General features: G+C 60.2%; 23 protein-coding genes. 11 read left to right on the forward strand and 12 right to left on the reverse strand.

Annotation, left to right across the window (positions count from 1 at the left end):
* Positions 1-3 precede the first annotated feature (3 nt).
* From eefC to CE636_RS14610, 6 genes are all read left to right on the forward strand, one after another.
* Positions 4-1,368 carry a multidrug efflux RND transporter outer membrane subunit EefC gene (gene eefC / locus CE636_RS14585; protein WP_017900178.1) on the forward strand — a complete coding sequence of 455 codons (1,365 nt, stop codon included), beginning with the start codon at positions 4-6 and terminating at the stop codon, positions 1,366-1,368.
* A 45-nt stretch (positions 1,369-1,413) separates the two neighbouring features.
* A complete protein-coding gene (locus CE636_RS14590; RefSeq protein WP_017900179.1) occupies positions 1,414-2,577 on the forward strand; it encodes a multidrug effflux MFS transporter in 1,164 nt (387 codons plus the stop codon).
* A 162-nt stretch (positions 2,578-2,739) separates the two neighbouring features.
* Positions 2,740-3,642, forward strand: coding sequence for an N-acetylmuramic acid 6-phosphate etherase (murQ, locus tag CE636_RS14595; protein WP_017900180.1), 903 nt, complete (start codon positions 2,740-2,742; stop codon positions 3,640-3,642).
* Positions 3,643-3,666: 24 nt separating this feature from the next.
* Positions 3,667-5,097, forward strand: a complete 1,431-nt coding sequence (gene murP, locus CE636_RS14600; protein ID WP_017900181.1) for a PTS N-acetylmuramic acid transporter subunit IIBC — start codon at positions 3,667-3,669, stop codon at positions 5,095-5,097.
* A gap of 151 nt (positions 5,098-5,248) precedes the next feature.
* Positions 5,249-6,151 carry a DMT family transporter gene (locus tag CE636_RS14605; RefSeq protein WP_004205129.1) on the forward strand — a complete coding sequence of 301 codons (903 nt, stop codon included), beginning with the start codon at positions 5,249-5,251 and terminating at the stop codon, positions 6,149-6,151.
* Between the two features lie 106 nt (positions 6,152-6,257).
* Positions 6,258-6,548, forward strand: coding sequence for a YicS family protein (locus tag CE636_RS14610; protein ID WP_002923120.1), 291 nt, complete (start codon positions 6,258-6,260; stop codon positions 6,546-6,548).
* 3 nt (positions 6,549-6,551) lie between these two features.
* On the opposite strand, the gene CE636_RS14615 is transcribed toward CE636_RS14610, so the two are convergent.
* Genes CE636_RS14615 through galB form a run of 4 tightly spaced genes read right to left on the reverse strand, consistent with a single transcriptional unit; the run spans position 6,552 to position 9,958 of the window.
* Positions 6,552-7,418 (reverse strand): NAD(P)-dependent oxidoreductase, encoded by an 867-nt coding sequence (locus CE636_RS14615; RefSeq protein ID WP_023319368.1) that lies wholly within the window; start codon positions 7,416-7,418, stop codon positions 6,552-6,554.
* 2 nt (positions 7,419-7,420) lie between these two features.
* Positions 7,421-8,506, reverse strand: coding sequence for a 4-oxalomesaconate tautomerase (locus CE636_RS14620; RefSeq protein ID WP_004205131.1), 1,086 nt, complete (start codon positions 8,504-8,506; stop codon positions 7,421-7,423).
* A gap of 1 nt (position 8,507) precedes the next feature.
* Positions 8,508-9,221, reverse strand: coding sequence for a 4-carboxy-4-hydroxy-2-oxoadipate aldolase/oxaloacetate decarboxylase (locus CE636_RS14625; protein WP_017900182.1), 714 nt, complete (start codon positions 9,219-9,221; stop codon positions 8,508-8,510).
* Complete coding sequence (gene galB / locus CE636_RS14630) at positions 9,218-9,958, reverse strand: 4-oxalmesaconate hydratase (RefSeq protein WP_004205133.1); 741 nt, start codon at positions 9,956-9,958, stop codon at positions 9,218-9,220. The genes CE636_RS14625 and galB overlap by 4 nt, the downstream gene beginning before the upstream one ends.
* A gap of 127 nt (positions 9,959-10,085) precedes the next feature.
* On the opposite strand from galB, the gene CE636_RS14635 reads away from it, so the two are divergent.
* Positions 10,086-11,312 carry a LysR family transcriptional regulator gene (locus tag CE636_RS14635; RefSeq protein ID WP_017900183.1) on the forward strand — a complete coding sequence of 409 codons (1,227 nt, stop codon included), beginning with the start codon at positions 10,086-10,088 and terminating at the stop codon, positions 11,310-11,312.
* On the opposite strand, the gene CE636_RS14640 is transcribed toward CE636_RS14635, so the two are convergent.
* From CE636_RS14640 to CE636_RS14655, 4 genes are all read right to left on the reverse strand, one after another.
* Entirely contained in the window at positions 11,309-12,571 is a 1,263-nt protein-coding gene (locus CE636_RS14640; RefSeq protein WP_004205139.1) for a gallate dioxygenase, read from the reverse strand. The two genes, CE636_RS14635 and CE636_RS14640, sit on opposite strands and share 4 nt — an antisense overlap.
* A 13-nt stretch (positions 12,572-12,584) precedes the next feature.
* Positions 12,585-13,955 (reverse strand): MFS transporter, encoded by a 1,371-nt coding sequence (locus tag CE636_RS14645; RefSeq protein ID WP_004205140.1) that lies wholly within the window; start codon positions 13,953-13,955, stop codon positions 12,585-12,587.
* A 212-nt stretch (positions 13,956-14,167) separates the two neighbouring features.
* Entirely contained in the window at positions 14,168-15,109 is a 942-nt protein-coding gene (locus CE636_RS14650) for a LacI family DNA-binding transcriptional regulator (RefSeq protein ID WP_004205142.1), read from the reverse strand.
* Positions 15,093-15,410, reverse strand: a complete 318-nt coding sequence (locus CE636_RS14655) for a hypothetical protein (protein WP_123811952.1) — start codon at positions 15,408-15,410, stop codon at positions 15,093-15,095. Before CE636_RS14655 ends, CE636_RS14650 begins: the two co-directional genes overlap by 17 nt.
* On the opposite strand from CE636_RS14655, the gene CE636_RS14660 reads away from it, so the two are divergent.
* The 4 genes from CE636_RS14660 to CE636_RS14675 all read left to right on the forward strand — a co-directional run bounded on the left by CE636_RS14660 (position 15,403) and on the right by CE636_RS14675 (position 18,976).
* A complete protein-coding gene (locus tag CE636_RS14660) occupies positions 15,403-15,717 on the forward strand; it encodes a PTS sugar transporter subunit IIB (protein ID WP_017900185.1) in 315 nt (104 codons plus the stop codon). The two genes, CE636_RS14655 and CE636_RS14660, sit on opposite strands and share 8 nt — an antisense overlap.
* A gap of 11 nt (positions 15,718-15,728) precedes the next feature.
* Positions 15,729-17,051, forward strand: a complete 1,323-nt coding sequence (locus tag CE636_RS14665; RefSeq protein WP_004205144.1) for a PTS sugar transporter subunit IIC — start codon at positions 15,729-15,731, stop codon at positions 17,049-17,051.
* A gap of 98 nt (positions 17,052-17,149) precedes the next feature.
* Positions 17,150-17,452, forward strand: a complete 303-nt coding sequence (locus tag CE636_RS14670) for a PTS lactose/cellobiose transporter subunit IIA (RefSeq protein WP_004205145.1) — start codon at positions 17,150-17,152, stop codon at positions 17,450-17,452.
* A 144-nt stretch (positions 17,453-17,596) separates the two neighbouring features.
* Positions 17,597-18,976: a carbohydrate porin gene (locus tag CE636_RS14675; protein ID WP_065799839.1), complete on the forward strand. Its 1,380-nt coding sequence runs from the start codon at positions 17,597-17,599 to the stop codon at positions 18,974-18,976.
* Between the two features lie 258 nt (positions 18,977-19,234).
* Here the strand turns inward: CE636_RS14675 and phnV are convergent, their stop codons facing one another.
* The 4 genes from phnV to phnS are packed head-to-tail and all read right to left on the reverse strand — an operon-like array spanning position 19,235 to position 23,026.
* Positions 19,235-20,032, reverse strand: coding sequence for a 2-aminoethylphosphonate ABC transport system, membrane component PhnV (gene phnV / locus CE636_RS14685; RefSeq protein ID WP_017900800.1), 798 nt, complete (start codon positions 20,030-20,032; stop codon positions 19,235-19,237).
* Positions 20,033-20,034: 2 nt separating this feature from the next.
* Complete coding sequence (phnU, locus tag CE636_RS14690; RefSeq protein ID WP_017900801.1) at positions 20,035-20,895, reverse strand: 2-aminoethylphosphonate ABC transporter permease subunit; 861 nt, start codon at positions 20,893-20,895, stop codon at positions 20,035-20,037.
* On the reverse strand, positions 20,895-22,007 hold the full coding sequence (gene phnT, locus CE636_RS14695; RefSeq protein ID WP_017900802.1) for a 2-aminoethylphosphonate ABC transport system ATP-binding subunit PhnT: 1,113 nt from the start codon (positions 22,005-22,007) through the stop codon (positions 20,895-20,897). The genes phnU and phnT overlap by 1 nt, the downstream gene beginning before the upstream one ends.
* Positions 22,008-22,012: 5 nt before the next feature.
* On the reverse strand, positions 22,013-23,026 hold the full coding sequence (gene phnS, locus CE636_RS14700; protein ID WP_017900803.1) for a 2-aminoethylphosphonate ABC transporter substrate-binding protein: 1,014 nt from the start codon (positions 23,024-23,026) through the stop codon (positions 22,013-22,015).
* Positions 23,027-23,152: the final 126 nt, after the last annotated feature.

Here is a 23,152-nt window from a genome sequence, read left to right on the forward strand (position 1 = left end):
AGTATGTTTCGTTTGAGTTTTATGTTTATCGCGCTCCTGACCGCGGGCTGCGTCTCGCTTGATCCGCATTATGATCGCCCGGCCGCGCCGGTGCCGGCCACCCTGCCCGGGGCGCACGGCGAATCGACGGCGGTGGTCGGCGACTGGCAGAAAGTGGTCAATGACGCGCGGCTGAAAAAAGTGGTCAGTATCGCGCTGAACAGCAACCGCGATGTGCAAAAGGCGCTGGCCGATATCGAGGCCGCGCGCGCCCAGTACGGCGAGACGCGGGCGTCGCTGTTTCCCACTGTCGATGCCGAGCTGAGCCATACCCGCAGCAAAACGGTGGCCAGCGGCCTGAGCTCAACTTCGCAGGCCGACGGCGCGGTCTCCAGCTTCGAGCTGGATCTGTTTGGCAAGAACCAGAGCCTGTCGCGCGCGGCGCGCGAAACCTGGCTTGCCAGCGAATTCACCGCGCAGAATACCCGACTGACGATGATTGCCGATTTGACCACCGCCTGGGTGACGCTGGCGACGGATAACAGCAATCTGGCGCTGGCGCAGCAGACCATGGACAGCGCAGCAAACTCGCGCAACATCGTCGCCCGCCAGATGGCGGTGGGCACCGCCTCCGCCGGCGATTTAAGCTCGGTGGAAAGCGTCTATCAGCAGGCGCGCGCCAGCGTCGCCAGCTACCGCACGCTGGTGGCGCAGGATAAAAACGCCATTAACCTGCTGGCGGGGGAGACCGTGCCGGAGAGCCTGCTGCCCGGCACCCTCGAAAGTCTGGGGGATAACAGCATCGCCCTGGTGCCGGCGGGGGTGTCGTCGTCGGTGCTGCTGCGCCGGCCGGATATACAGGAAGCGGAGCACAACCTGAAGAGCGCCAATGCCGATATCGGCGCGGCGCGGGCGAATTTCTTCCCGTCGATTTCACTGACCGCCAGCGCCGGGGTCGGCAGCGACTCGCTGTCGTCGCTGTTCAGCCACGGGATGCAGGTGTGGTCGTTCGCCCCCTCCATCAGCCTGCCGCTGTTCACCGGCGGCAGCAACCTGGCGCAGTTGCGCTATGCGGAAGCGGAGAAAAAGGGGCTGATCGCCACCTACGAGAAATCGATTCAGAGCGCCTTTAAGGACGTTGCCGATGCGCTGGCCCGCCGGGAAACGCTGAGCGAAGAGCTCGATGCCCAGCGGCAGTACGTCGCCGCCGAGCAGACCTCGCTGGATATCGCCATGAAGAGCTATCAGGCCGGGGTCGGCGATTATCTGTCGGTGCTTACGGCCCAGCGCACGCTGTGGTCGGCGAAGACGACGCTGCTGTCCCTGCAGCAGACCGACCTCAATAACCGGATCACCCTCTGGCAGTCGCTGGGCGGCGGCGCCAGTTAATTTCACCCGCCGGGCGGCCGCGCCCGGCTTCTGTAAGGAATCGTTATGCCACGTGTTTCCCTCTCCTGGGCGCTGATCCTCGGCCTGCTGTCGGGCATCGGCCCGCTGTGCACTGATTTTTATCTGCCGGCGCTGCCGGAGATAACTCAGCAACTGCAGGCCACCAGCACCCAAACCCAGCTGTCGCTGACCGCCGCGCTGATTGGCCTCGGCCTGGGTCAGCTGTTTTTCGGCCCGCTGAGCGACCGCATTGGCCGCCTGAAACCCCTGGCGCTGTCCCTGCTGCTGTTTATCTTCTCTTCGGCGATGTGCGCCCTGACAAGGGATATCAACATGCTGATTGTCTGGCGTTTTTTACAGGGCTTCGCCGGTGCCGGCGGTTCGGTGCTGTCGCGCTCCATCGCCCGCGATAAATACCAGGGCACCCTGCTGACCCAGTTTTTCGCCCTGCTGATGACGGTGAACGGCATTGCGCCGGTTCTGTCACCGGTGCTGGGCGGCTACGTGATCACCGCCTTCGACTGGCGAATTCTCTTCTGGACGATGGCCGCCATTGGCGGCGCGCTGCTGGTGATGAGCCTGACTATCCTGCGGGAAACGCGCCCGGCCGCGGCAACCAATGCGACCCGCCAGCGGCCCGGCCAGCCGGTGCTGAAGAATCGTCGTTTTCTACGCTTCTGCCTGATTCAGGCCTTTATGATGGCCGGACTGTTCTCCTACATCGGCTCCTCTTCCTTCGTGATGCAGAGCGAATACGGCATGAGCGCCATGCAGTTCAGCCTGCTGTTCGGTCTGAACGGTATCGGGCTGATTATCGCGGCGATGATCTTTTCCCGTCTGGCGCGCCGCTTCAGCGCCGAAAGCCTGCTGCGCGGCGGCCTGACGCTGGCGGTGAGCTGCGCGGCGATCATGCTGCTGTTTGCCTGGCTGCAGCTGCCGGTGCTGGCGCTGGTCGGCCTGTTCTTTACCGTGTCGCTGATGAGCGGCATCAGCACCGTCGCCGGCGCGGAGGCGATGAGCGCCGTTGACGCCGCCCAGTCCGGCACCGCGTCCGCGCTGATGGGCACCCTGATGTTTGTCTTCGGCGGCATCGCCGCGCCGCTGGCGGGCCTCGGTGGCGAAACGATGCTGAAAATGAGCCTCGCGATGGCGATCTGCTACCTGCTGGCGCTGCTAATGGGCCTCAGCCAGCCGCGAAGCGCGCGCTAAACGCCAGGTGCGGTAATAAAATATTCCATCTTTATTACCGCACTATTTCCCGCCATCTCTACCATTCTCGTATTATTCTCCGCGTACTAATCGTGATACTCTTCACATGCAAGGAATAAATAATTCCTTATACTGCGCACGACTGAGAATAACGAGGTTTCTATGAGTATCGACCTGAGCAAACTGCTGACCGAGCGACGCAACGCCAACAGCGCCAACATTGACACCCTTTCCACCCTTGAGATGCTGACGGTGATAAACCAGGAAGACCAGCAGGTGGCCCAGGCGATTACGCCCTATCTGCCGCAGATTGCCGAGGTGGTGGATAAGGTCGCGACGGCGCTGCAGGCCGGTGGCCGCTTGATTTATATCGGCGCTGGCACCTCAGGGCGTCTGGGGATCCTCGATGCCAGCGAATGCCCACCGACCTTCGGCACCCGCCCGGAGCAGGTGGTGGGGATCATCGCCGGCGGACATAAAGCGATTCTCAGCGCCGTGGAAAACGTGGAAGACAACAAAGCGCAGGGGGCGATGGATCTGCAGAACCTGAACTTCAGCCACCGCGATGTGCTGGTGGGGCTGGCGGCCAGCGGACGCACGCCGTACGTCATTGGCGCCATGGAGTATGCCCATCGCCAGAATGCCTTTGTCGCCATCGTCAGCTGTAACCCGCATGGCGAAATGGCCCAGCTGGCGGACGTCGCCATTACTCCGGTGGTCGGCCCGGAGGTGGTGACCGGCTCAACCCGCCTGAAAGCCGGCACTGCGCAGAAGCTGGTGCTGAACATGATCTCCACCGGGGCAATGATCCGCGTCGGCAAGGTCTACAGCAATCTGATGGTCGACGTCGAAGCGACCAACGCCAAGCTGATTGAGCGCCAGGTTTCCATCGTGATGGAGGCGACCGACTGCGATCGCCCCACCGCCCAGAATGCGCTGGAGGCCTGCGGCCGCCACTGTAAAACGGCGATCGTGATGGTGCTGGCAGACTTAAGCGCCGAAGAGGCGCAGTCGCTGCTGGCGAAAAACAACGGCTACATCCGCAAGGCGCTCAGCAACGCCTGAGCGCCGACAGACAGGTAACGGGCAATGGCAAAAATAACGAAAGAGATGATAGCGCGGATCCTCAGCCACGTGGGCGGCGCCGCAAACGTCGCGCAGGCGGGCAACTGCATGACGCGCCTGCGCTTGACCCTGCGCGATGAAGGGCTGGCCGACACCGCCGCCATCCGCCAGATTGACGGCGTGATGGGGGTGATCGTCAGCGACGAGCAGTTCCAGGTAGTGCTCGGCCCCGGCAAAGCGCAAACCGCCGCCGAGATGATGAACGGCCTGCTGGAGGAGGCCCCCGCCGCGCCGTCGCTGGCCGACGTCGCGGCGGAGAGAAAACAGGCGCTGAAGGGCAAGCAGACCAGCGCGGTGCAGAAGTTTCTCGCCAAATTCGCCACCATCTTTACGCCGCTAATCCCCGGCTTTATCGCCGTCGGGCTGCTGCTGGGCTTCGCCACCCTGGCGGAACAGGTTTTCGTGCTGGAGAACGCCCATCCGAACGCCAGCCTGGTGGCGCTGATTGGCTATATGAAGGTCTTCAGCAAAGGGATGTTCACCTTCCTGAGCATCCTGATTGGCTATAACGCTCAGAAGGCGTTCGGCGGCTCCGGGGTAAACGGCGCGATTATCGCCTCGCTGTTCGTGCTGGGCTACAACCCGGAGGCGACCAGCGGCTTCTACGCCGGCATTTCCACCTTCTTCGGCCACAGCATCGATCCGCGCGGCAATATCATCGGCGTACTGATCGCCGCCATCCTTGGCGCGTGGGTTGAACGCCAGGTGCGGCGGGTAATGCCGGCCAACCTCGATATGATCCTCACCTCGGCGGTGACGCTGCTGATCATGGGCGCGGTGACCTTTACGGTGATCATGCCGATTGGCGGCTGGTTGTTTACCGGCATGTCGTGGTTGTTCCTGCATCTTAATGGCAATCCGTTTGGCTCGGCGGTGCTGGCCGGTCTGTTCCTGCTGGCGGTGATGTTCGGCGTCCATCAGGGGTTTGTCCCGGTCTATTTTGCGCTGGTGGATGCCCAGGGCTTTAACTCGCTGTTCCCGATCCTGGCGATGGCCGGGGCCGGGCAGGTGGGGGCGGCGCTGGCGCTGTTCTGGCGGGCGAAGCGCGATTCGCTGCTGCGAACCCAGATTAAGGGGGCGATTATTCCGGGCTTCCTCGGGATTGGCGAGCCGCTAATCTACGGCGTCACCTTGCCGCGGATGAAGCCGTTTGTTACCGCCTGCCTCGGCGGCGCCTGCGGCGGCTTCTTCGTCGGGCTGATCGCCTGGCTGGGGCTGCCGGTCGGCCTGAACACCGTGTTCGGTCCGTCCGGGCTGGTGGCGCTGCCGCTGATGACCTCCGGCAGCGGGATTTACGCCGGGATGGCGGTTTACGCCGGCGGACTGGCGGTCTCCTACCTGTGCGGCTTTGTGCTCACCTGGCTGTTCGGCAGTAAAAATGTCGATTTAAGCTAGAACGCGATTGTCGGGTCATGCCCGGCGGCGACTTCGCCTTCCCGGGCCTGCAAAATCGTTACCCCGGCGCGGCCAACTACCATTTCCTGCCCCGCCGCCCGGGCGGGCGCATGTTATGATTCCCCTTTGTCACATTTCACCAGAGGAAAAGATGGGCTCCAGCAAAAAAGGGATGCTGAACGTACTGATTGCCGCCGTGCTGTGGGGCAGTTCCGGGGTATGCGCGCAGTTTATTATGCAGGAAAGCCAGATGTCGTCGCCGTTTCTGACCATGACGCGTCTGCTGTTCGCCGGGCTGATCCTGCTGATGCTCGGCTTTGTTCACGGCGACCGCATTTTCCGCGTGCTGCAAAACCGCCGCGACGCCGTCAGCCTGCTGTTTTTCTCGCTGTTTGGCGCGTTAACCGTGCAATTCACCTTTTTGATGACCATTGAAAAATCGAATGCCGCCACGGCCACAGTGCTGCAGTTCCTGTCCCCGACGATCATCGTCGCCTGGTTCGCCCTCGCCCGCAAAGCGCGCCCCACTCCGTTGGTGCTGGGGGCTATCTGCACCTCGCTGGCGGGCACCTTTCTGCTGGTAACCCACGGCAACCCGACGACGCTGTCGATTTCGCCGGCGGCGCTGTTCTGGGGGATCGCCTCGGCGTTTGCCGCCGCGTTTTATACCACCTATCCCTCGACGCTAATTGCCCGCTACGGGACGCTGCCGATCGTCGGCTGGAGTATGTTGTTCGGCGGTGCGATGCTGCTGCCGTTTTACGGCGGCCAGGGCACCGATTTTGTGGTGAACGGCAGCCTGCTGTTAGCTTTTTTCTACCTGGTGGTGATCGGTACTTCGCTGACATTCAGCCTTTATCTTAACGGCGCGCAGAAGATTGGCGGCGCCAAAGCGGGGATCCTCAGCTGCGCCGAACCGCTGAGCAGCGCCCTGCTGTCGCTCCTGCTGCTGGGGATCACCTTCACGCTGCCGGACTGGCTGGGCACTCTGCTGATCCTGGCGTCGGTGGTGCTGATCGCTATCGACTCGCGGCGGCGGGTGAGAGCCGCCTGAGGCGATGATAACAAACGCCTTTTCAATAAGTTAAATTAACCGCTATTTGCGTGTTTTCCCACCTGCGCATATAGTTGACGGAAGCGATTACGGAAGGAGAAGCCTGATGAAAGCATGTTGGATGGTATGCCTGGTCACCGCCCTGAGCGCTACGTCGGCGTGGGCCGAATCACCGCTGCAAAGCCTGCAGTTCGAGCAGCAAAAGCAGCAGGTGCTCAAAGCGGTGAAGGAAAAATGCGCGCCAGCAAGCCACCTCAGCGACAACGATTTTGCCAATAAAGTACTGGCGACCGACGGCAACAAGAACGCGGTCCGCGAAGCGACGCTGGCGAAAGAGCGCAATAACCAAAAAAGCTACCAGGCCGCAATCGACAAAATCGTCTGTCCGGCCAAATAACGGTTATTTCAGCCTGGCGACCAGCGTTTTCCAGTCAAACGGCGTCAGCTGCCTGTAGCTCAGGCTACGGGCGGCCATCTGCTCCGGAAGCTGGCGCTGGCTTTTCGCGATCGCCTCGCTCATTATCCCGGCGCTCCCCACATCACGCAGGGTTTTTACCACCTCTTCCATCTCTTCGCTGCGCCGAACGCCATGTTCCGCCACCCGGCTGATCAGATAGTCGGGAAACGCGCCTGTCCAGCCCAGAGACGGGAAACTATGATGCAAGGAGCTAAGCACCTCCTCCTCGACGCCATATTCACGGGCCGCGAACAGGCATTCTGTGGTGAGCGCTTCAAGACCTTTGATCATCACGCTACGGCACATTTTTATCGCCGACACCTGGCCCACCGTACTGGCGCCATAGCGGGCATTCAGCCCCAGCCCCTGCAGACGCGGCGCGATCGCCTCCGCCTGCGGCCCGCCGATCAATAACGGTGTCTGCAATCGGGCCGGCGGCACCGGCGCCATCACCGCGACATCAATGTAGGCGCCGGGCAGAAAATGTTCAGCTGCCTGCCGTTTCGTTTCCGGCGCCACGGAGTTGAGATCGAGGAAATATTGCCCCGGCTGCAGCAGCGCGGCGGCCTGCTGCGCGACCTTTAGCGCCTCACCGGCGGTCACAGTAGAAAAAATCAGCGCGGCGCTCTCCAGCGCCTGCGCCAGCGAACTCCCCGCCTGAACGCGCGAATCACCGGCTTTCCTGACCATTGCCTCTCGCTCCGGGCCATTGAGCTTGCAATCCCATATGGTCACCGCATGCTCACGGGCCAGATCTGCCGCCAGAATGCCACCCGCCTCGCCAAAACCAATAAACGCGATTGTCGTCATCATTACTCCTCACGCGGCCAGACGCGGGCCGGAATAAAAACTTCGCCAGCAAACAGCAGTCGCGCCGTGCGTAACAGGCCGCAGCCTGTCAGGGCGCCGTCTGCGTCAAGCTGAAGCGTCACGCTAAATTCGCCTGTCGGATGCTCAACGCTGAGCAGCGGCGTAGCGCCTGGCGCGACCTGCGCCATGCCCTGCGCGACGGATCCAGGAAGCAGACAGGCGCTGGCCACGCTCACCGCGCCAAATACGCCGATCGACGCGTGGCAGCGGTGCGGGATAAAGGTGCGGCTGCTGATGGCGCCGCCGTGTCGCGGCTCGGCGATCAGGGTCATCTTGGGCACCGTGCGCTGGCTGACGTCGCCAAGCTGCATCAGCGGCCCGGCCTGCAGGCGAATCGACTCCAGGCGACGTTTAAGCGCGTCGTCATTATCCAGCTGTTCGCGTGTCTCATAGCCGGTGCAACCGAGGTCGCACGCGCGCAGCAGGATCACCGGCATTCCGTTATCGATGCAGGTCACCTCGACGCCGTCAAAACGGTCACGGACCCGGCCGGTCGGCAGCAGTGCCCCGCAGCTGGAGCCTGCCACATCAAGAAAATGGAGCAGGATCGGGCTGGCGCTGCCCGGTACGCCATCGATACGACTCTCGCCGACGTAGTCGACCCCGTCGGCATCGCAGGGGATCTCTGCCACCGCCAGTTGCCCCGTGTTCTCCATATAAATACGCACCCGAGTGAGCGGCGCATCGTGGCGAATCAGCCCACGCTCGATGGCGAAAGGGCCAACGGCGGCAAGAATATTGCCGCAGTTTTGGCCGTAGTCCACAGAGGCCCCCGTCACGTTCACCTGGGCAAACAGATAGTCCACATCGGCGTCAGGCCGTGCGGAGCGGCGGATAATCGCCACTTTACTGGTCAGCGGATCGGCGCCGCCGATCCCGTCAATTTGCCGGGGATCAGGCGAGCCCATCACCGCCAGCAGCACCGCATCACGTTGCACCGGATCGGCAGGCAGATCGTCAGCCAGAAAACAGGCCGCCTTCGAGGTGCCGCCGCGCATCCATAGACAGGGAATTCCGCGTTGCGCCATCTTACTCCTCCACCTCATCTGCGCTGTCGTAATACCGCAGCCCCTTTTCCGCCAGACGCTGGCGCATCGCGTAAATATCCAGCCCCAGCTCGCCATGGCGCATCCGCTCACGCTTCGCAAGCTCATTGCTCATGCGTGCTTCCGCTTTATCGAGCACATCACGCACCTGGGCGTGAGGCAGCACCACGACGCCATCGTCGTCGGCCACCACGACATCGCCCGGCTGCACAAGCTGGCCTGCGCAAATCACCGGGACGTTAACCGAGCCGAGGCTCTCTTTCACCGTTCCCTGGGCATAAACCTGACGGGACCAGACGGCGAATCCCATCTCCCGCAACGTTTGCGAATCGCGAATGCCGATATCGCCCACCAGACCGACCACACCGCGCGATTGGAGAGACGTCGCCAGCAGATCGCCGAAGAAGCCATCGCCGCACGGCGACGTCGGGGCCACCACCAGAATATCGCCGGCGCGGCACTGCTCGACCGCGACATGAAACATCCAGTTGTCGCCTGGCGTCACCAGTACCGTGACCGCGTTGCCCGCCCGGCTGACGCCCTGCTGAATCGGACGGATTGCCGGCCCCATCAGCCCCTGGCGTGCCCAGGCTTCATGGAGCGTCGCTACCCCGGCCGCCTCACAGCGGCGCAAAACCGCCTCGTCATGGCGCGGCAGATGGCGGATCACAAGGCCTTTTTTATTTAACAGCTTCATGCCAGGTTCTCCGTTACGCGGGGGAAGATGCTCTGGAAGGCTTCACCGTGAACGATATCACGCGCGGCCGTGATGCCGATGTTGCGTTTGGCCTGCACTCCGCGCTGCAGCGCCACGCGGGTGTAGTACTCCCACAAATGCTCCTGGCCCTGCATACACTGAATGGCCTGATACTTTTTCTCCCAGACAGTGGTGATGTCCAGCAGCACATCAGGCTTCCAGTTGCACTGCTCCGGCTGGTGCGGTTCGAAACAGTAAACCGGGGGAGCAGCGACAATTTTCTCGCCGGGGCGATAGCCTTCTGCCTGAGCGATAATCCGAGCCTCCTGAGCCAGGTGGGAGGCCAGCGGGTGATCGTAGTTATAGGGATCCTGCAGCGAGTGCGTCAGAACAAAGTGGGGCTGGATACGGCGATACACATCCGCCAGACGAAACAGCGTCTCTTTATCGGCGCGCAACGGATAGTCGCCGATATCAAAGAATTCGACGCTGGCGCCCAGGATCTCGGCGGCGGCCTGCGCCTCTTCGCGACGGACTTGCTTCACCGCCTCCTCGGTCATGTTGCCTTTACGCCACAATTTGGCGGACTCGCCGCGCTCGCCAAAGGATAAACAGACCACATGGACCTGATAGCCCTGCAGGGCATGCAGCGCTATCGCACCGCCCGCGCGCCAGACGAAATCGGCCGAGTGGGCGCTGACGACAAGGGCACTTTTTTCGCTAACCGGATGAGACATGATGGCTTCCTCTGTTGTTTTTTTCAGCTTGTCATGTCCCGCCGTTGGAAGGTAATTCGTTAACTTGCGAAGGCTATGATTTTTATTTATGTTGTCGACTCACTCACTATTTCAGGCCTGACGAATAATGCTGAAGAGAAAGCACGATAAAATCATAAATATCATGCAGCTGCGCTTTTTTTGTCAGGTCGCGCTGCGCGGAAGCGTCTCGCGTGCTGCCGATGACTTATTCCGCACGCAGTCAGCGATAACCCGGGCTATCCGCGACCTTGAAGCCGCGTTGAACGTCACGCTGTTCGAACGCCATTACAGCGGCATGGTGCCCACCGAGTATGGCAAGTGCATCCTGCCGCGCGCCCGGCGGGCGATTGACGACCTGCAGGCCATCCCGGCGCTGTTGCAGAAGCACCATACCCGCACCAGCGGCCCGCTGGCGGACGCCGGTTGGCTGTTCAATACCCGCCGGTTAGCCATTTTTATTCAGCTCTATCACGTCAACCATACCCAAACCGTCGCGCAACAGTTGGGGATCACCCAGCCGGCGGTCAGCGCCGCGCTGAAGGTCCTGGAGAAAGGGGCGGATTCGGCGCTGTTTCGCCGAACGCCAGAAGGGGTGCGTCCCACGCCTGCCGCAGAACTGCTCTATCCCCCGGTGAGCAGAGCGCTCAACGAGCTGGAAAACATCTGGAGCGATCTCGCCGCCCGTCGCGGGGTGCTGGAGGGCACCGTGCGCATTGGCGCCCTGCCGCTGAGTCGCACCCGGCTACTGCCCTCCGCCATCGCCGCCTTTCTGGCCCAGCACCCGGGCATTACCCTCATGACCAATGAAAGCCCGTATGAGTCGCTGGTCGCCGATATGCGCGCAGGTAATATCGATTTTATTATCGGCGCCCTGCGTCAGGATGAAGATCTCCCGGACCTCTGTAGCGAGGCGTTATTCGAAGAGGATATGCTGATTTTACTGCGTAATAACCACCCGCTGCTGCGCCATCCGGATCCGCGCAGCCAGCTGGCGACAGCGCAATGGGTGCTGCCGCGCGCCAACGCGCCGGCGCGCCATTTGCTGGATAAGGCGTTTGTCACCCTGGGGCTGCCGCTGCCCCAGCCGACGGTGGAGACCGGGGATGCGGCGATGGTGCGAGGATTGCTGCAGGACTCCGACATGCTGGCGGCGGTTTCCGCCAGCCAGATGCGTTTTGAAACTGACAATGGGTTGCTCAGCGTGTTGCCGGTCCCCCTGCCCGATACCACCCGGCGTATCGGGCTGACGTTTCGCGCCGGCAGCCTGCCCTCCCCGGCGACGCAGGCGCTGTTGCGTTTTATTTATCAGCAGGTTCAGGACGGGACCGTTTAACGTTTACCCGCCACCGAATAGGTTACCTGTTGGTTGCGCGTTTGCTGAAACGCCTCCAGCGTCTGCCCGCGCATCGCGGCGTAAATATGCAGGTTGGATACGCCGACCACCGCGCCCATTTTCTCCAGCAGGAAGAAACTGGCGCCATACTGAATCAATCCCCGCCAGTCGCGTGCGTTGAGCAACTGCTGTTCCTCCTCACTCAGTCCGGCTTCGGCATAAAGCGACTGAGGCGACTGCAGAAAACGTTCGCGCCAGGCAGGCTCAATCAGCCGATGCAGGAAACGGTTAAGCCGTAAGCCATTCAGGCTGCGCTCGTGGGTAAAAGGATAGGTTCCCGGCAGTTTCTCCACCCCGGCCAGCTGCTGCGCCATATGCTGGCGATGGCGCGTCAGGGTATCGACGGGGGGCAGGCGCGCATTGTTCTCAAGGATCAGCGTAGCGATACCGGTCATCGACGGCAGGTAATAGTCGCGCCAGGTTTCGGTGACATTGGCTGATAGCGCGCCGCGCATCACCAGCCACATGATCACCTCAGACCCTTCCATTCCCCCCAGCTCGGCATATTCGCCAAGGGTCATTTCGGTAAGCTTTTCCGGGTCATTAACCAACATGTCAACAAACTGGGCATCCCAGTCGGGATTATTAAATCCGCAGCGCTCGCCATGAACCTGATGCGAGAGCCCGCCGGTCGCGACAATCGCCACATTGATATCTTCCGGGAAGCTTTCAATTGCCCGGCGCAGCGCCTGGCCGAGTCGGTAACAACGGCGCGCGCTCGGTACCGGAAATTGCAGCACGCCGATCTGTAACGGGATAACCGCCGTCGGCCACCCCTGCGCTTCATCCCAGGGCAACAGCGCCGAAAGCGGCGAGAAAAGGCCGTGGTCGAGCTTTTTATCCATAAAGAACGACATATCAAACTCATCGGCCATCAGGCTGGCGCCAATGTGCCTTGAGAGCGCCGCATTGCCCTGGACCGGCGGCAGACAGCGTGGTCCGCCGCCTTCATCGGCAACGTCATATTGACTATCGATTCCCAGCGTAAATGTCGAATAGTGATCGAAGAAAAAGGCGGTCACATGGTCATTAAAGATGTACACCAGCGCATCCGGTTTTTTCTCCTCCAGCCAGCGCTGCAGCGGTTCGAAGCTCTGGAAGATCGGCGACCATGCCGGGTCCTGCTGTTTATGATGATCGACCGCGAAGCCGATAGTCGGGGTATGAGAGACGGCGATACCGCCGAGAATGTTAGCCATCAGATAACTCCACTTATCGGTGTTCCAGGGGGGATGACAAAGCGTCCAGTTCTGCCTCTGTGAGTCGAGGCTTAGCGTGATTCATACGGTGCAACAAAATACAGGTCCCCGCCAGGCAGGCCGGCAGCGCCAGCACCAAAAAGATCGACGAGTGTCCCGGCACGGCCAGCATCAGCATCCCGCCCAGCGTGGAGCTGAGAATAGCCCCGGTACGGCCGATACCATGCATCCAGCTGACGCCGGTAGCACGGATCTCGGTTTGATAATAGGCTGGCGAATAGGCCTGCAGACCGTTCTGCGCGCCGTTAATGCACATCCCGCTGATAAAAATCAGCACCGACAGCGCCGCCGATCCGAAGTCCATCAACCCCTGGGACAACAGGCACAGGCAGCCAAGGAAATAGGTTGCCGCAATCACCGCTTTCGCCGAAGCACGATCCATCAGCATACCGACAAGGATGCCGCCCAGCGGGCCGCCGAGCTGGAACAAGCCGGTCATCATCGCCGCCTGCTGCAGCGACAGCCCGCCGGAGCGGAGAATGGTTGGCAGCCAGCCGTTCAGCAGATATATCACGAACAGCCCCATAAAATAGGTCAGCCACAGCGCTATCGTGCCGCGGGCATAGCCATGCCGAAACAGCTGCGCCACTTTACTGCTCCGCGTGATGGGCGGCGCATTCAGCTGGAAGACGGTGTCAGCCGTAAACTGGCCTCCAAGCCGGTTAAGCGCCCTGGCGATCTGCTCGCCCGGTAGTCGGCGCGCCACCATGCTCATCGCCGACTCCGGCAACATCACGATCATAAAGGGAAGCACCACGAGCGGCAGCACGCCGCCAAAAATCAGCGCCGAGTGCCAGCTGTAATGCGATAACAACCCGGCAGCGATAAAGCCGCCGAGGCCGGAACCCACGTTGAATCCGCTGTACATCAGGGTGATCATCACCCCTTTACGCCGCTCCGGCATATATTCCGCCACCAGCGTGACGCAATTGGGCATCACGGCGCCAAGTCCGAGGCCGGTGAGAAAGCGCAGCAGCGCCAGCTGCGACGGGCTTTGCGCCACGGCGCCGGCCAGGCTGAACAGCGCAAACAGCGCCACCGACCAGAGTAAAATGCGTTTTCGGCCGTAGCGGTCAGAAAGCGGGCCCGCCACCAGCGCGCCAATGGCGACGCCGAACATAGCCGCCCCGAGAATCGGCCCCATTTCAGCCCGGCTGATGCCCCAGTCCTCGATGAGCGCCGGGGCGACAAAGCCCATCACCGCAGCGTCATACCCATCCAGCATAATGATGATGAAACAGAGCAGCAGCACGTTCCATTGAAAGCGCGAGACCGGGCGGGCATCTATCCACGCTTTCACATCGACAACGTTCATGTGATTCATAGGGTGACTTCCTCAAGCAGGCGGTACGAATGTTCTGGTTAGTGTTTTTTTGAGTGGAACTTTCGTACTCAACTTAAGGCAGGTCACGCAGGCTGTCCGGTTCGAAAACCCGGCGACAGATATGAGTTTTATTTATAATGTGAGGGATACGACAAAAAACAGCCATTAAAAAACCCGCAGCCAACGGCGGCGGGTCAGGGCAAGAGCGACGATCAGTGCTTTGGAATAATTAAATCGCCGCGCAGCGGGCTGCCGCCCGGGTTGTCCGTTTTCTCGGTCAGCCAGTTGACGATCCGCGACGCCATCGCGTCCATGGAATATTCAATCGCCGGGATAGTCGGGATTCCGGGCAGCTGTAACGATCCGGCGAGGCTAAACACCATCACATTTTGCGGAACGGCGCGGTTAAACGCCTGCAGCTGCGGCACCACGCGCTGCGCCTGAAGCTCATCGCTCACCAGCAGCGCGTTAAAGTTCAGCGTCGTGGCGTTATTGACCAGCTCCTGCACCGCCACCGACGGCGAGGTGTTATCCAGAAACACCAGATTGCGATTAAACGGCAAAAAGTTTTTTTCCAGCGCGTGCTTGTAGCCCAGCAGCACCTGATCGGCAAAGCCGCTGCTCTGCGGATGGATCAGCGCAATCTGCCTTCTGCCCTGGCTTATCAGATAGTGGCAGGCGGTTTCGGCGGCGAAGGCGTGATCGAACTGAATGCTGTTTTCGCCCTCGCTGTCGAGGCAGTCCACCAACACCACGTCCGGGCGGTTAATATTCAGAGGAAAACGCGCGCCGATGATCAGCACGTTATCGCACAGCCCGCAGGTTAACTCCTCCAGCGAGTTCATCACGCCGCTGCTGGTGTTGGCGAAGCGCAGCAGCAGGTGCTTCTGGTGCTGGCTGAGCTGTTTTTCCAGGGCGTAGAGATAGCTGGTGGTTTGATTGATATTGTCCTGGGCGCAGATGACGCCGATGCAGCCGGTGGACTGGCTAAGCAACGACTGGGCTATCATGTTTGGCCGGTAATTGAGCGCTTCCGCCGCCTGCAGCACCGCCTGACGACTGGCTTCCTTCACGCCACGTGAGCCGCTCAACACTCGCGACACCGTGGCTTTGGAAACCCCGGCAAGTCGTGAAACATCATTGATTGTCGACATCATTTTCCCCTGCGCGGGCGCCGCGTCCCGCCAAAATCCTGTAAACCTGAATCGCTTCAATTATGACCAGCGCAGTATATCCATTTCGCCATTTGTTTGGAAACCGATTTTCCATTTCAGCGCAAAACATCGCCAAATCGACAGAATAATGTGAGCCAAATCCAATAAATCCGCCCCATAAGCAGGAGATCTTGACCACTATCACAGTTCTGCTTTTTATAAATGGAAACCGGTTTCCGTCTGATATCAAATCATCCACGCAATAACTTTTTACATTTTGAGGATGGTCGTCGATGTACAAGATTATGCTGTGCTGCTCTGCCGGAATGTCCACCAGTCTGCTGGTCAGAAAGATGGTGGAGGCGGCGAATGAACGTGATCTGCCGGTGCAGATTGACGCCTATGGCGTTTCCGAATTTGACATCCAGTTTCCGCAGTATCAGGTGGTGTTGCTAGGCCCCCAGGTGAAATACATGTTGAAAACCCTGTCTGATAAAGCGGCTCCCCTGAACATTCCCGTTCAGCCCATCGATACGATGGACTACGGTATGCAGCGGGGAGACAACGTCCTGAATTATGCTCTGTCGCTGATCGCAGCGGCGCACTGAGAGGTGTTGAAATGAGTTCTCTGTATCAGTCCATGATTGCCGTGATCGAGCAATCTATTACTCCGCTGGCAGGACGCCTTGGGCAGCAGAAATATGTTATCGCTATCCGCGATGGCTTCACTGCCGCATTGCCGTTTATGATCATCGGCTCTTTCATGCTGGTATTTATCTTTCCGCCGTTTTCACCCGAGACCACCAACGGCTTTGCCCGCGGCTGGCTCGATTTCTCCCAGCACTACCGCGAACAGCTGATGCTGCCGTTTAACCTCAGCATGGGCGTAATGACCTTCTTTATCTCGGTCGGCATTGGCGCCAGCCTCGGTCGTCAGTTTCAGCTGGATCCGGTGATGTCCGGTCTGCTGGCGTTTATGGCCTTCCTGCTGGTTGCCGCGCCCTATGCCGATGGAAAAATTTCCACTCAGTATCTGTCCGGCCAGGGCATTTTTACCGCCCTCATCACCGCCATCTACTCCACCCGCGTCTACGCGTGGCTGAAGCAAAACAACATCACCATTCGACTGCCGAAAGAGGTACCGACCGGCGTCGCTCGTTCGTTTGAAATCCTTATCCCGGTGCTGGTGGTGATTGGTACTTTGCATCCGCTGAACCTGTTTATCGAAGCGCAGACCGGGATGATCCTGCCGCAGGCGATCATGCATCTGCTGGAGCCGCTGGTTTCCGCCTCCGACTCGCTGCCGGCTATTTTGCTCTCCGTCCTGATGTGCCAGATTTTCTGGTTCGCTGGGATCCACGGCTCGCTGATTGTCACCGGTATTATGAACCCGTTCTGGATGGCTAACCTCTCGGCAAACCAGGCGGCGCTGGCGGCCGGCACGGTGTTACCGCACGTCTATCTGCAGGGCTTCTGGGATCACTATCTGCTGATTGGCGGCGTCGGTTCAACCCTACCGCTGGCCTTCCTGCTGCTGCGTAGTCGGGCCACGCATCTGCGCACCATCGGCAAGATGGGCATCGTGCCGAGCTTCTTTAATATCAACGAGCCGATCCTGTTCGGGGCGCCGATCATCATGAACCCGATGATGTTTATCCCCTTCGTCTGCGTACCGATGGTCAACGCGGTGCTGGCTTACGGCGCGACGCGTCTTGGCTGGCTGAGCCAGGTGGTGTCCCTCACTCCGTGGACCACGCCGGCACCGATTGGCGCCTCGTGGGCGGCCAACTGGACGCTGAGCCCGGTAGTGATGTGCCTTATCTGCATGGTGATGTCGGCGGTCATTTACCTGCCGTTCCTGCGCGCCTATGAACGTTCCTTAATGAAAACCGAAGTTGAGAAAACCAAAAATAGCGTTCCGGTGGCAGAAACCGTTAGCTAATTCCTCTCCGCCCCGGAGAGATAATATGATGGCAGCGTAATAATGCAGAAAAAGGACTTTCACTGCATTATTAAATAATAAAGACCTCAGGAATACACATGATTGAATTAGAAGATGCGGTAATGGAAATTATCGTTAATGCGGGACAGTCACGCTCATTATGTTTTGAAGCGCTACATGCGGCCCGAACCGGAAATATCGACGAAGCGCGTTTACTGTTAAATGAAGCCGACGGTTACGCCCGTCGGGCGCATCAGATGCAGACCCAGCTCATCGAGCAGGATGCCGGTGAAGCGCGTCAGCCTATGACGCTGATTATGGTACATGCCCAGGATCATCTGATGAATTCGCTGCTGGCCCGCGAGTTCTCAGAAGAATTAATCCATCTGTACCAGCGTTAATTAATATGGAATAACGCCTGCGAGAATATTATTCTCCGGCGTCGTTGTACCCTAAAAAACAAATCAGCTTATTTTGGCTATATATTTTAGCCAGAATGGGATGGTTATTATCTGAAATATATTAATTATTAAAGCGAGATAACCATGAATACTGTGAAAAAACTGCCTTTAGCCATGGCGGTTGTCGCCGCGCTGTGCCCAATTTCCGTAATGGCGCAAGAATTTACTCAGGAACAGATCGACGCCATCGTCGCCAAAGCCGTTGATAAAGCGCTGGCCGAACGCCAGGCGAAAATCGACGCCGCGGCCGACAAAAAGGTCGACGTGATCACCAACCCGCAGACCACCGCCGCCTCGCCGGATATGGCCATTCCATTCGGCCTCAAGTTCAGCGGCTACGCCCGCTATGGCGCCCACTTCCAGACCGGCGACCAGAAATATGTCGGCGTCGACGGCTCCTATAACGGCGCCTCGGCGATCGGCCGCCTGGGCAACGAAAGCAACGGCGGCGAATTCCAGATCAGCAAGGCCTTCAAAAGCGCGCAGGGGGCTATCTGGGATCTTAACGTGATGTTCGACCACTGGAGCGACGAGGTTAACCTGAAGAAGGCCTACGTCGGCGTCACCAACGTGCTGGAATCCAACCCCAACGCCTATCTCTGGGCCGGCCGCGACTTCCACCAGCGTCCGCAACAGGGGATCAACGACTACTTCTGGATGAACCACGACGGCCAGGGCGCCGGGGTGAAGAACTTTGATATCGGCGGCGTGCAGTTCGACGTGGCGGCGGTGTCGCAGGTGAAATCCTGTAGCCCGGAAGTGATGGCCGATGAGACCAACCCGTCGCGCATCACCTGTACCGGCAGCTCCGACACCGGAGACAACGGCCACTACGCGCTAACCACCAAAACCCACAACATCAAGGCCGGGCCGATCGACGTCGAGGTGTACGCCAACTACGGCTTTGACTCGAAGGCGGTGGACAGCGACGCGCGCCTCGAAGCCTGGCAGGGCGGCCTGGTGCTGAGCCACACCAACGACAGCGGGGTGAACAAGGTGATCCTGCGCTACTCCGACAACTCGGATAACAGCGTCTACAACAAAACCGACGACCTGACCACGGTCTACGCCAGCTTCGAGGGCAGCCATAAGTTCACCCAGCAGGCGCAGGTGGAATATCTGCTGGCCTTCCACGACTACGACAACGGCAGGGACAACACCGACAACCGCAAGAACTACGGCGCCATCGTGCGGCCGATGTATTTCTGGAACGACGTGCACTCCACCTGGCTGGAAGCGGGCTACCAGCGCGTGGACTACGACCAGGGCGGGGATAACCACGGCTGGAAGCTGACGCTGTCGCAGAACATCGCCATCGGTATGGGGCCGGAGTTCCGTCCGATGCTGCGCTTCTACGTGACCGGCGGCCAGGTGGACAATGAGCATACCGCGAAGGTCAACGGCACCCAGGACCAGCAGCTGGATTCGCTGAACGTCGGCGGGATGTTTGAGGCGTGGTTCTGATGCGAGAGCGTTGTTGAAGGAGCGTTCCCGGCTGGCGCTACGCTTAGCCGGGCTACGACTGAGGAGGCCTGCGGGATTCCACCCCCAGGCCCGCGCAAGCGCAGCGCCGCCGGGCAGTCAGGCGCCGTACCCGCGGTTGTGCCGGATGGCGGCATACATGCCTTATCCGGCCTACAGAAAACCTCCTTCCCCCCAGGCCCGCGCAAGCGCAGCGCCGCCGGGCAGTCAGCCCCGTGCCCTGGTGGCGTCATCAATTCTTTATCTCTGGCTTAATCGGCGGGCGATACGCTCCAGCTTCATCATCAACAGCAGCGTGACGCCCACCAGCACGATGGTCAGCGCCGAGCCATCGGCGATATTACCGCGATCGGTCAGGCTGAAAATGGTCACCGGCAGCGTCGTCCAGCCCGGCGGATAGATCATCACCGTCGCCCCCAACTCCCCCATCGACAGCGATAAACTCAGCGCCAGCGCCGAGATCATCCATGGCGTCATCAGCGGCAGCGTCACATGGCGCAGGCGGTACCACGGTGAAGCGCCCAGGCTGGAGGCGACGTTTTCAATATCAGCGGAAATCCGCGCCAGGCCGGTCGTGACGTTGCTGAAGGTAAAGGCCGAGATCAGCACGAAATGCGCCGCCAGGACGATAAAGAAGGTGCCGTTCATCTGCAGCGGCCCCTGGCTGAAGGCCACCAGAATGCCCAGTCCCACTGAAACCGAGGGGATGGCGCTGGGCAGATAAAACATCAGCCCAAGATATTTCTGCAGCTTCGCGCCAGTCTGGCGCAGCGCCAGCGCCGCCCACATCCCGCACAGCAGCGCCAGCAGGCTGGCGCAGAAGCCCACCACCAGGCTGGAAAACAGCGAATCCCACGCCGCCCCGCGAAACGCGTTAACAAAGTGGGCAAAGGTAAAGCCGGTGGGCAGCAGGCCGTTCCATTGTTTACTCAGGCTGGAGAGTAAAATCACCGCCAGCGGCAGCAGGAAAACGCCGGCAAAAAGCGTCACCGCCAGCGCGCCCGCCGCCGCGCGGCCTTTACGCGACCAAATCAACATCGTTAACTCCTTACGCCAGTGCGCACCGCCGCCAGCCGATAGAGCATAAACAGCCCCAGCGACAGCAAAATATTGATCAGCGCAATCATGCAGGCCACGCTGTAATCCGACTCCAGAATCGCCTTGCTGTAGACCATCATCGGCAGGGTATTGACCCCTTTGGCGCCAATAAACAGCACGATACCGAACTCGTTAGTGGTCAATAGCAGGCACAGGCTGCCCCCAGCCATCAGCGCCGGCAGCGCCGCCGGGAAGATAACCTGGGTCATCACCCGCAGCGGGTGAGCGCCGAGAATGCTCGCCGCTTCCAGCTGGCTCTTATCTATCTGCCGCAGTCCCGCCATCAGCGGGCGCATCACCAGCGGCGTAAACACGGTAATCTCCGCCAGAATCACGCCGTTAATCGAATAGAGGAAGTCTACCGGCGGCAGTTCAAAAGCAAACAGCGCCATCAGGGCACCGTTGAGCAGCCCCGCCGAGCCGTAAATAAAGGTGAACGCGAGAGTAATAAGAAAGGTCGGCAGCGCAATAAAAGTATCAATGACCCGGCCCACCAGTTGGCTGCCGGGGAACGGAATAAACACCAGAATCAGCGCCAGGACGCTGCCGAGCACCAGGCAGCCAAGGGTGGCGAACACCGCAATCTGTAAGGTATTGAGCAGCGCGCCAATAAAGCGTTTTGAGTCAATCACCTGCCAGAAGGTCTCAAGGCTCAGATTGCCGCTGGCGTCGCGTAACGCCTGATCGGCGATCAGCAGCAGCGGATAGAAAAACAGCGTCGCCAGCACCAGCAGCGGCAACGCCAGCCACAGGTAAGGGCGCAGGTTTCGCGCCGGACGCGCAAGCGTGAGGGTTTGCGCCATCATTGCACCTCGATCAGAACCGCATCGCCAGGTTCGAAGTAGAGCGCCAGCTTGTCCCCCGCGCGCGGCAGTGGGTTGACCTGAGTCATGACGATCCGCACCGCTTCGCCCGCGACGTCGCACAGCAGATGCGTCAGATCGCCCTGCCAGTGCACCGACGTCAGGGTGGCGTTGAGGCGATTACTGGTTGCCGATCGCGGCGCCAGGCTCATGTGCTGCGGGCGAATGCATAACAGCTTATTGTTGCCATGCAGGCCGCCCCGGCTGAAGGCGTTAATCAGGCCGCCGCCGCAGCTTACGCTAACCAGCCCCGGCTCGGGGCTGTCTTTCAGCGCCGTCGCCTGCAGGATATTGGCGCGGCCGAGGAATTCGGCGCTAAAGCGGTTCGGCGGATAGTGGTACAACTCGTGCGTTTCACCGTGGGCGATCAGCGACCCGTCTTTCATAATGCCGATTTTGTCCGCCAGGGTCAGCGCTTCGGTCTGATCGTGGGTAACGTAGAGGATGGTCAGCTCCGGCAGTTCGCGGTGCAGACGGGCAATCTCTTCCACCATGTTATGGCGAATTTGCGCGTCCAGCGCCGACAGTGGTTCATCAAGCAGTAACACCCGAGGACGCACGGCAATCGCGCGGGCTATCGCCACGCGCTGCTGCTGGCCGCCGGAAAGCTGATGCGGATAGCGGGTGGCGTAGTCCGCCATACCGACGATTTTTAAGGCTTCGGTCACTCGCCCGGCGATAAGCCCCCTGGGCTGCTTTTGCGCCCGCAGGCCGAAGGCGACGTTGTCTTCCACCTTCATATGAGGAAACAGCGCGTAGTTCTGCACCACCATCGCCAGCCCGCGCTGGTAAGGCGGCAGGTGGGTGACGTCCGTGTCGCCGATCAGGATCCGCCCGCCAGCCGGTTGCACAAAACCGGCAATCGCCCGCAGCACGGTGGTTTTCCCGGAACCGGAAGGGCCAATCAGCGCCAGCACTTCACCGGGCTCAATGGTCAATGACAGCGGTTTTAAGACCACGTTGCCGTGGTAGGAAACGCGCAGCGAGTCCAGGGTGATCCCGGAGGTCCCCGCCAGCGACGGGGAAGAGATGACGGTGGTTTTCATTAACATCAGGCTTACTCGCTATCGGTCACTTTATGCCAGCGGGCGATATCCGCCGAGAGAGAAACCGCGACGTCGTCCCAGTTGGGTTCCCAGCGCTTCACGCCGTCGAGCGCCGCCTGCGCTGCCTTAAAGTTAGCGTCATCCGGCGCCACGTCGTTGCGCACCGGTAAGCCCCAGGAGCGCGCGCTGACGCTGGATTGCGCCGGTTTATCCAGCAGGAAATTAATCAGCTTCTTGCCGTTTTCGCTGTTCGGTCCGTTCTGCACCAGCCCGATGGTGTAGGGCAGCGCCAGCGCGCTGCGCTCGCCTTTGTCGTCCGCCGGCCAGAAGATTTTGACGTTCGGATTACGCGCCATCTGCGACAGGTTCATCTGCAGATCGCCGTTGGCGACGTACAGCTCGCCTTTGTTGACCAGCGCCGTCAGCTTGCCGGTGGAGGCCGATGGGCCGACGTTATTGGCCTGCAGCTTGCCCAGATACTCGAAGCCGGCATCTTTGCCGCCAAGGCTGTGGAAGGCCTGCAGCATCACCGCGGTGCCGTCCCCCGCCTGGCCCGGCGTGGAGTACTGCAGCTTATTCTTAAAGCGGCTATCCAGCAGATCCTGCCAGCTGGCCGGCGCGGTTTTCAGCAACTGGCCGTTATAGATGAAGGTCAGATAGTTGTTCACCAGCGGCGAATAGCGGTCACTGGCGCCGGGGATCTGCGCGCTGCCCTGTGGGGTAAAGGTGGCCAGCAGCTGCTCTTTCGCGGCGCGCTGGATAAACGGCGGCACCGTGACCAGCACATCGGCCTGCGGATTGGTGCGCTCCTTCGCCAGACGCTCGACGATCGCGCCAGAGCCGCCTTCCACATACTGCACTTTGATACCCGTCGCTTTGGTGAAGGCGTCGAACTGGCTCTGATACCAGCTATTATCGCCGTCATGCAGGCCGTCGGCGGAGTAAACCGTGACGACGCCGTCCGCCCAAACCGGGGAGCTGGTCAGCGCGAACAGGGACAGCAGAGCAAGTCGGGAGAGTTTCATCGTGTTAGCCTCATCGCAGTTAGTTGTTCTGGTGTAGACCAGATTTGCGTTCACGCTACCGAGGGTTTATGACAAAACGATGAAAGAAGTGTGTCGAAAGAGTTAAAGCGAAGGGGATACGTCGCC

It is taken from the genome of Klebsiella sp. LY (genome assembly GCF_004010915.1).
In the GTDB taxonomy this organism is placed as follows: domain Bacteria; phylum Pseudomonadota; class Gammaproteobacteria; order Enterobacterales; family Enterobacteriaceae; genus Klebsiella; species Klebsiella quasipneumoniae.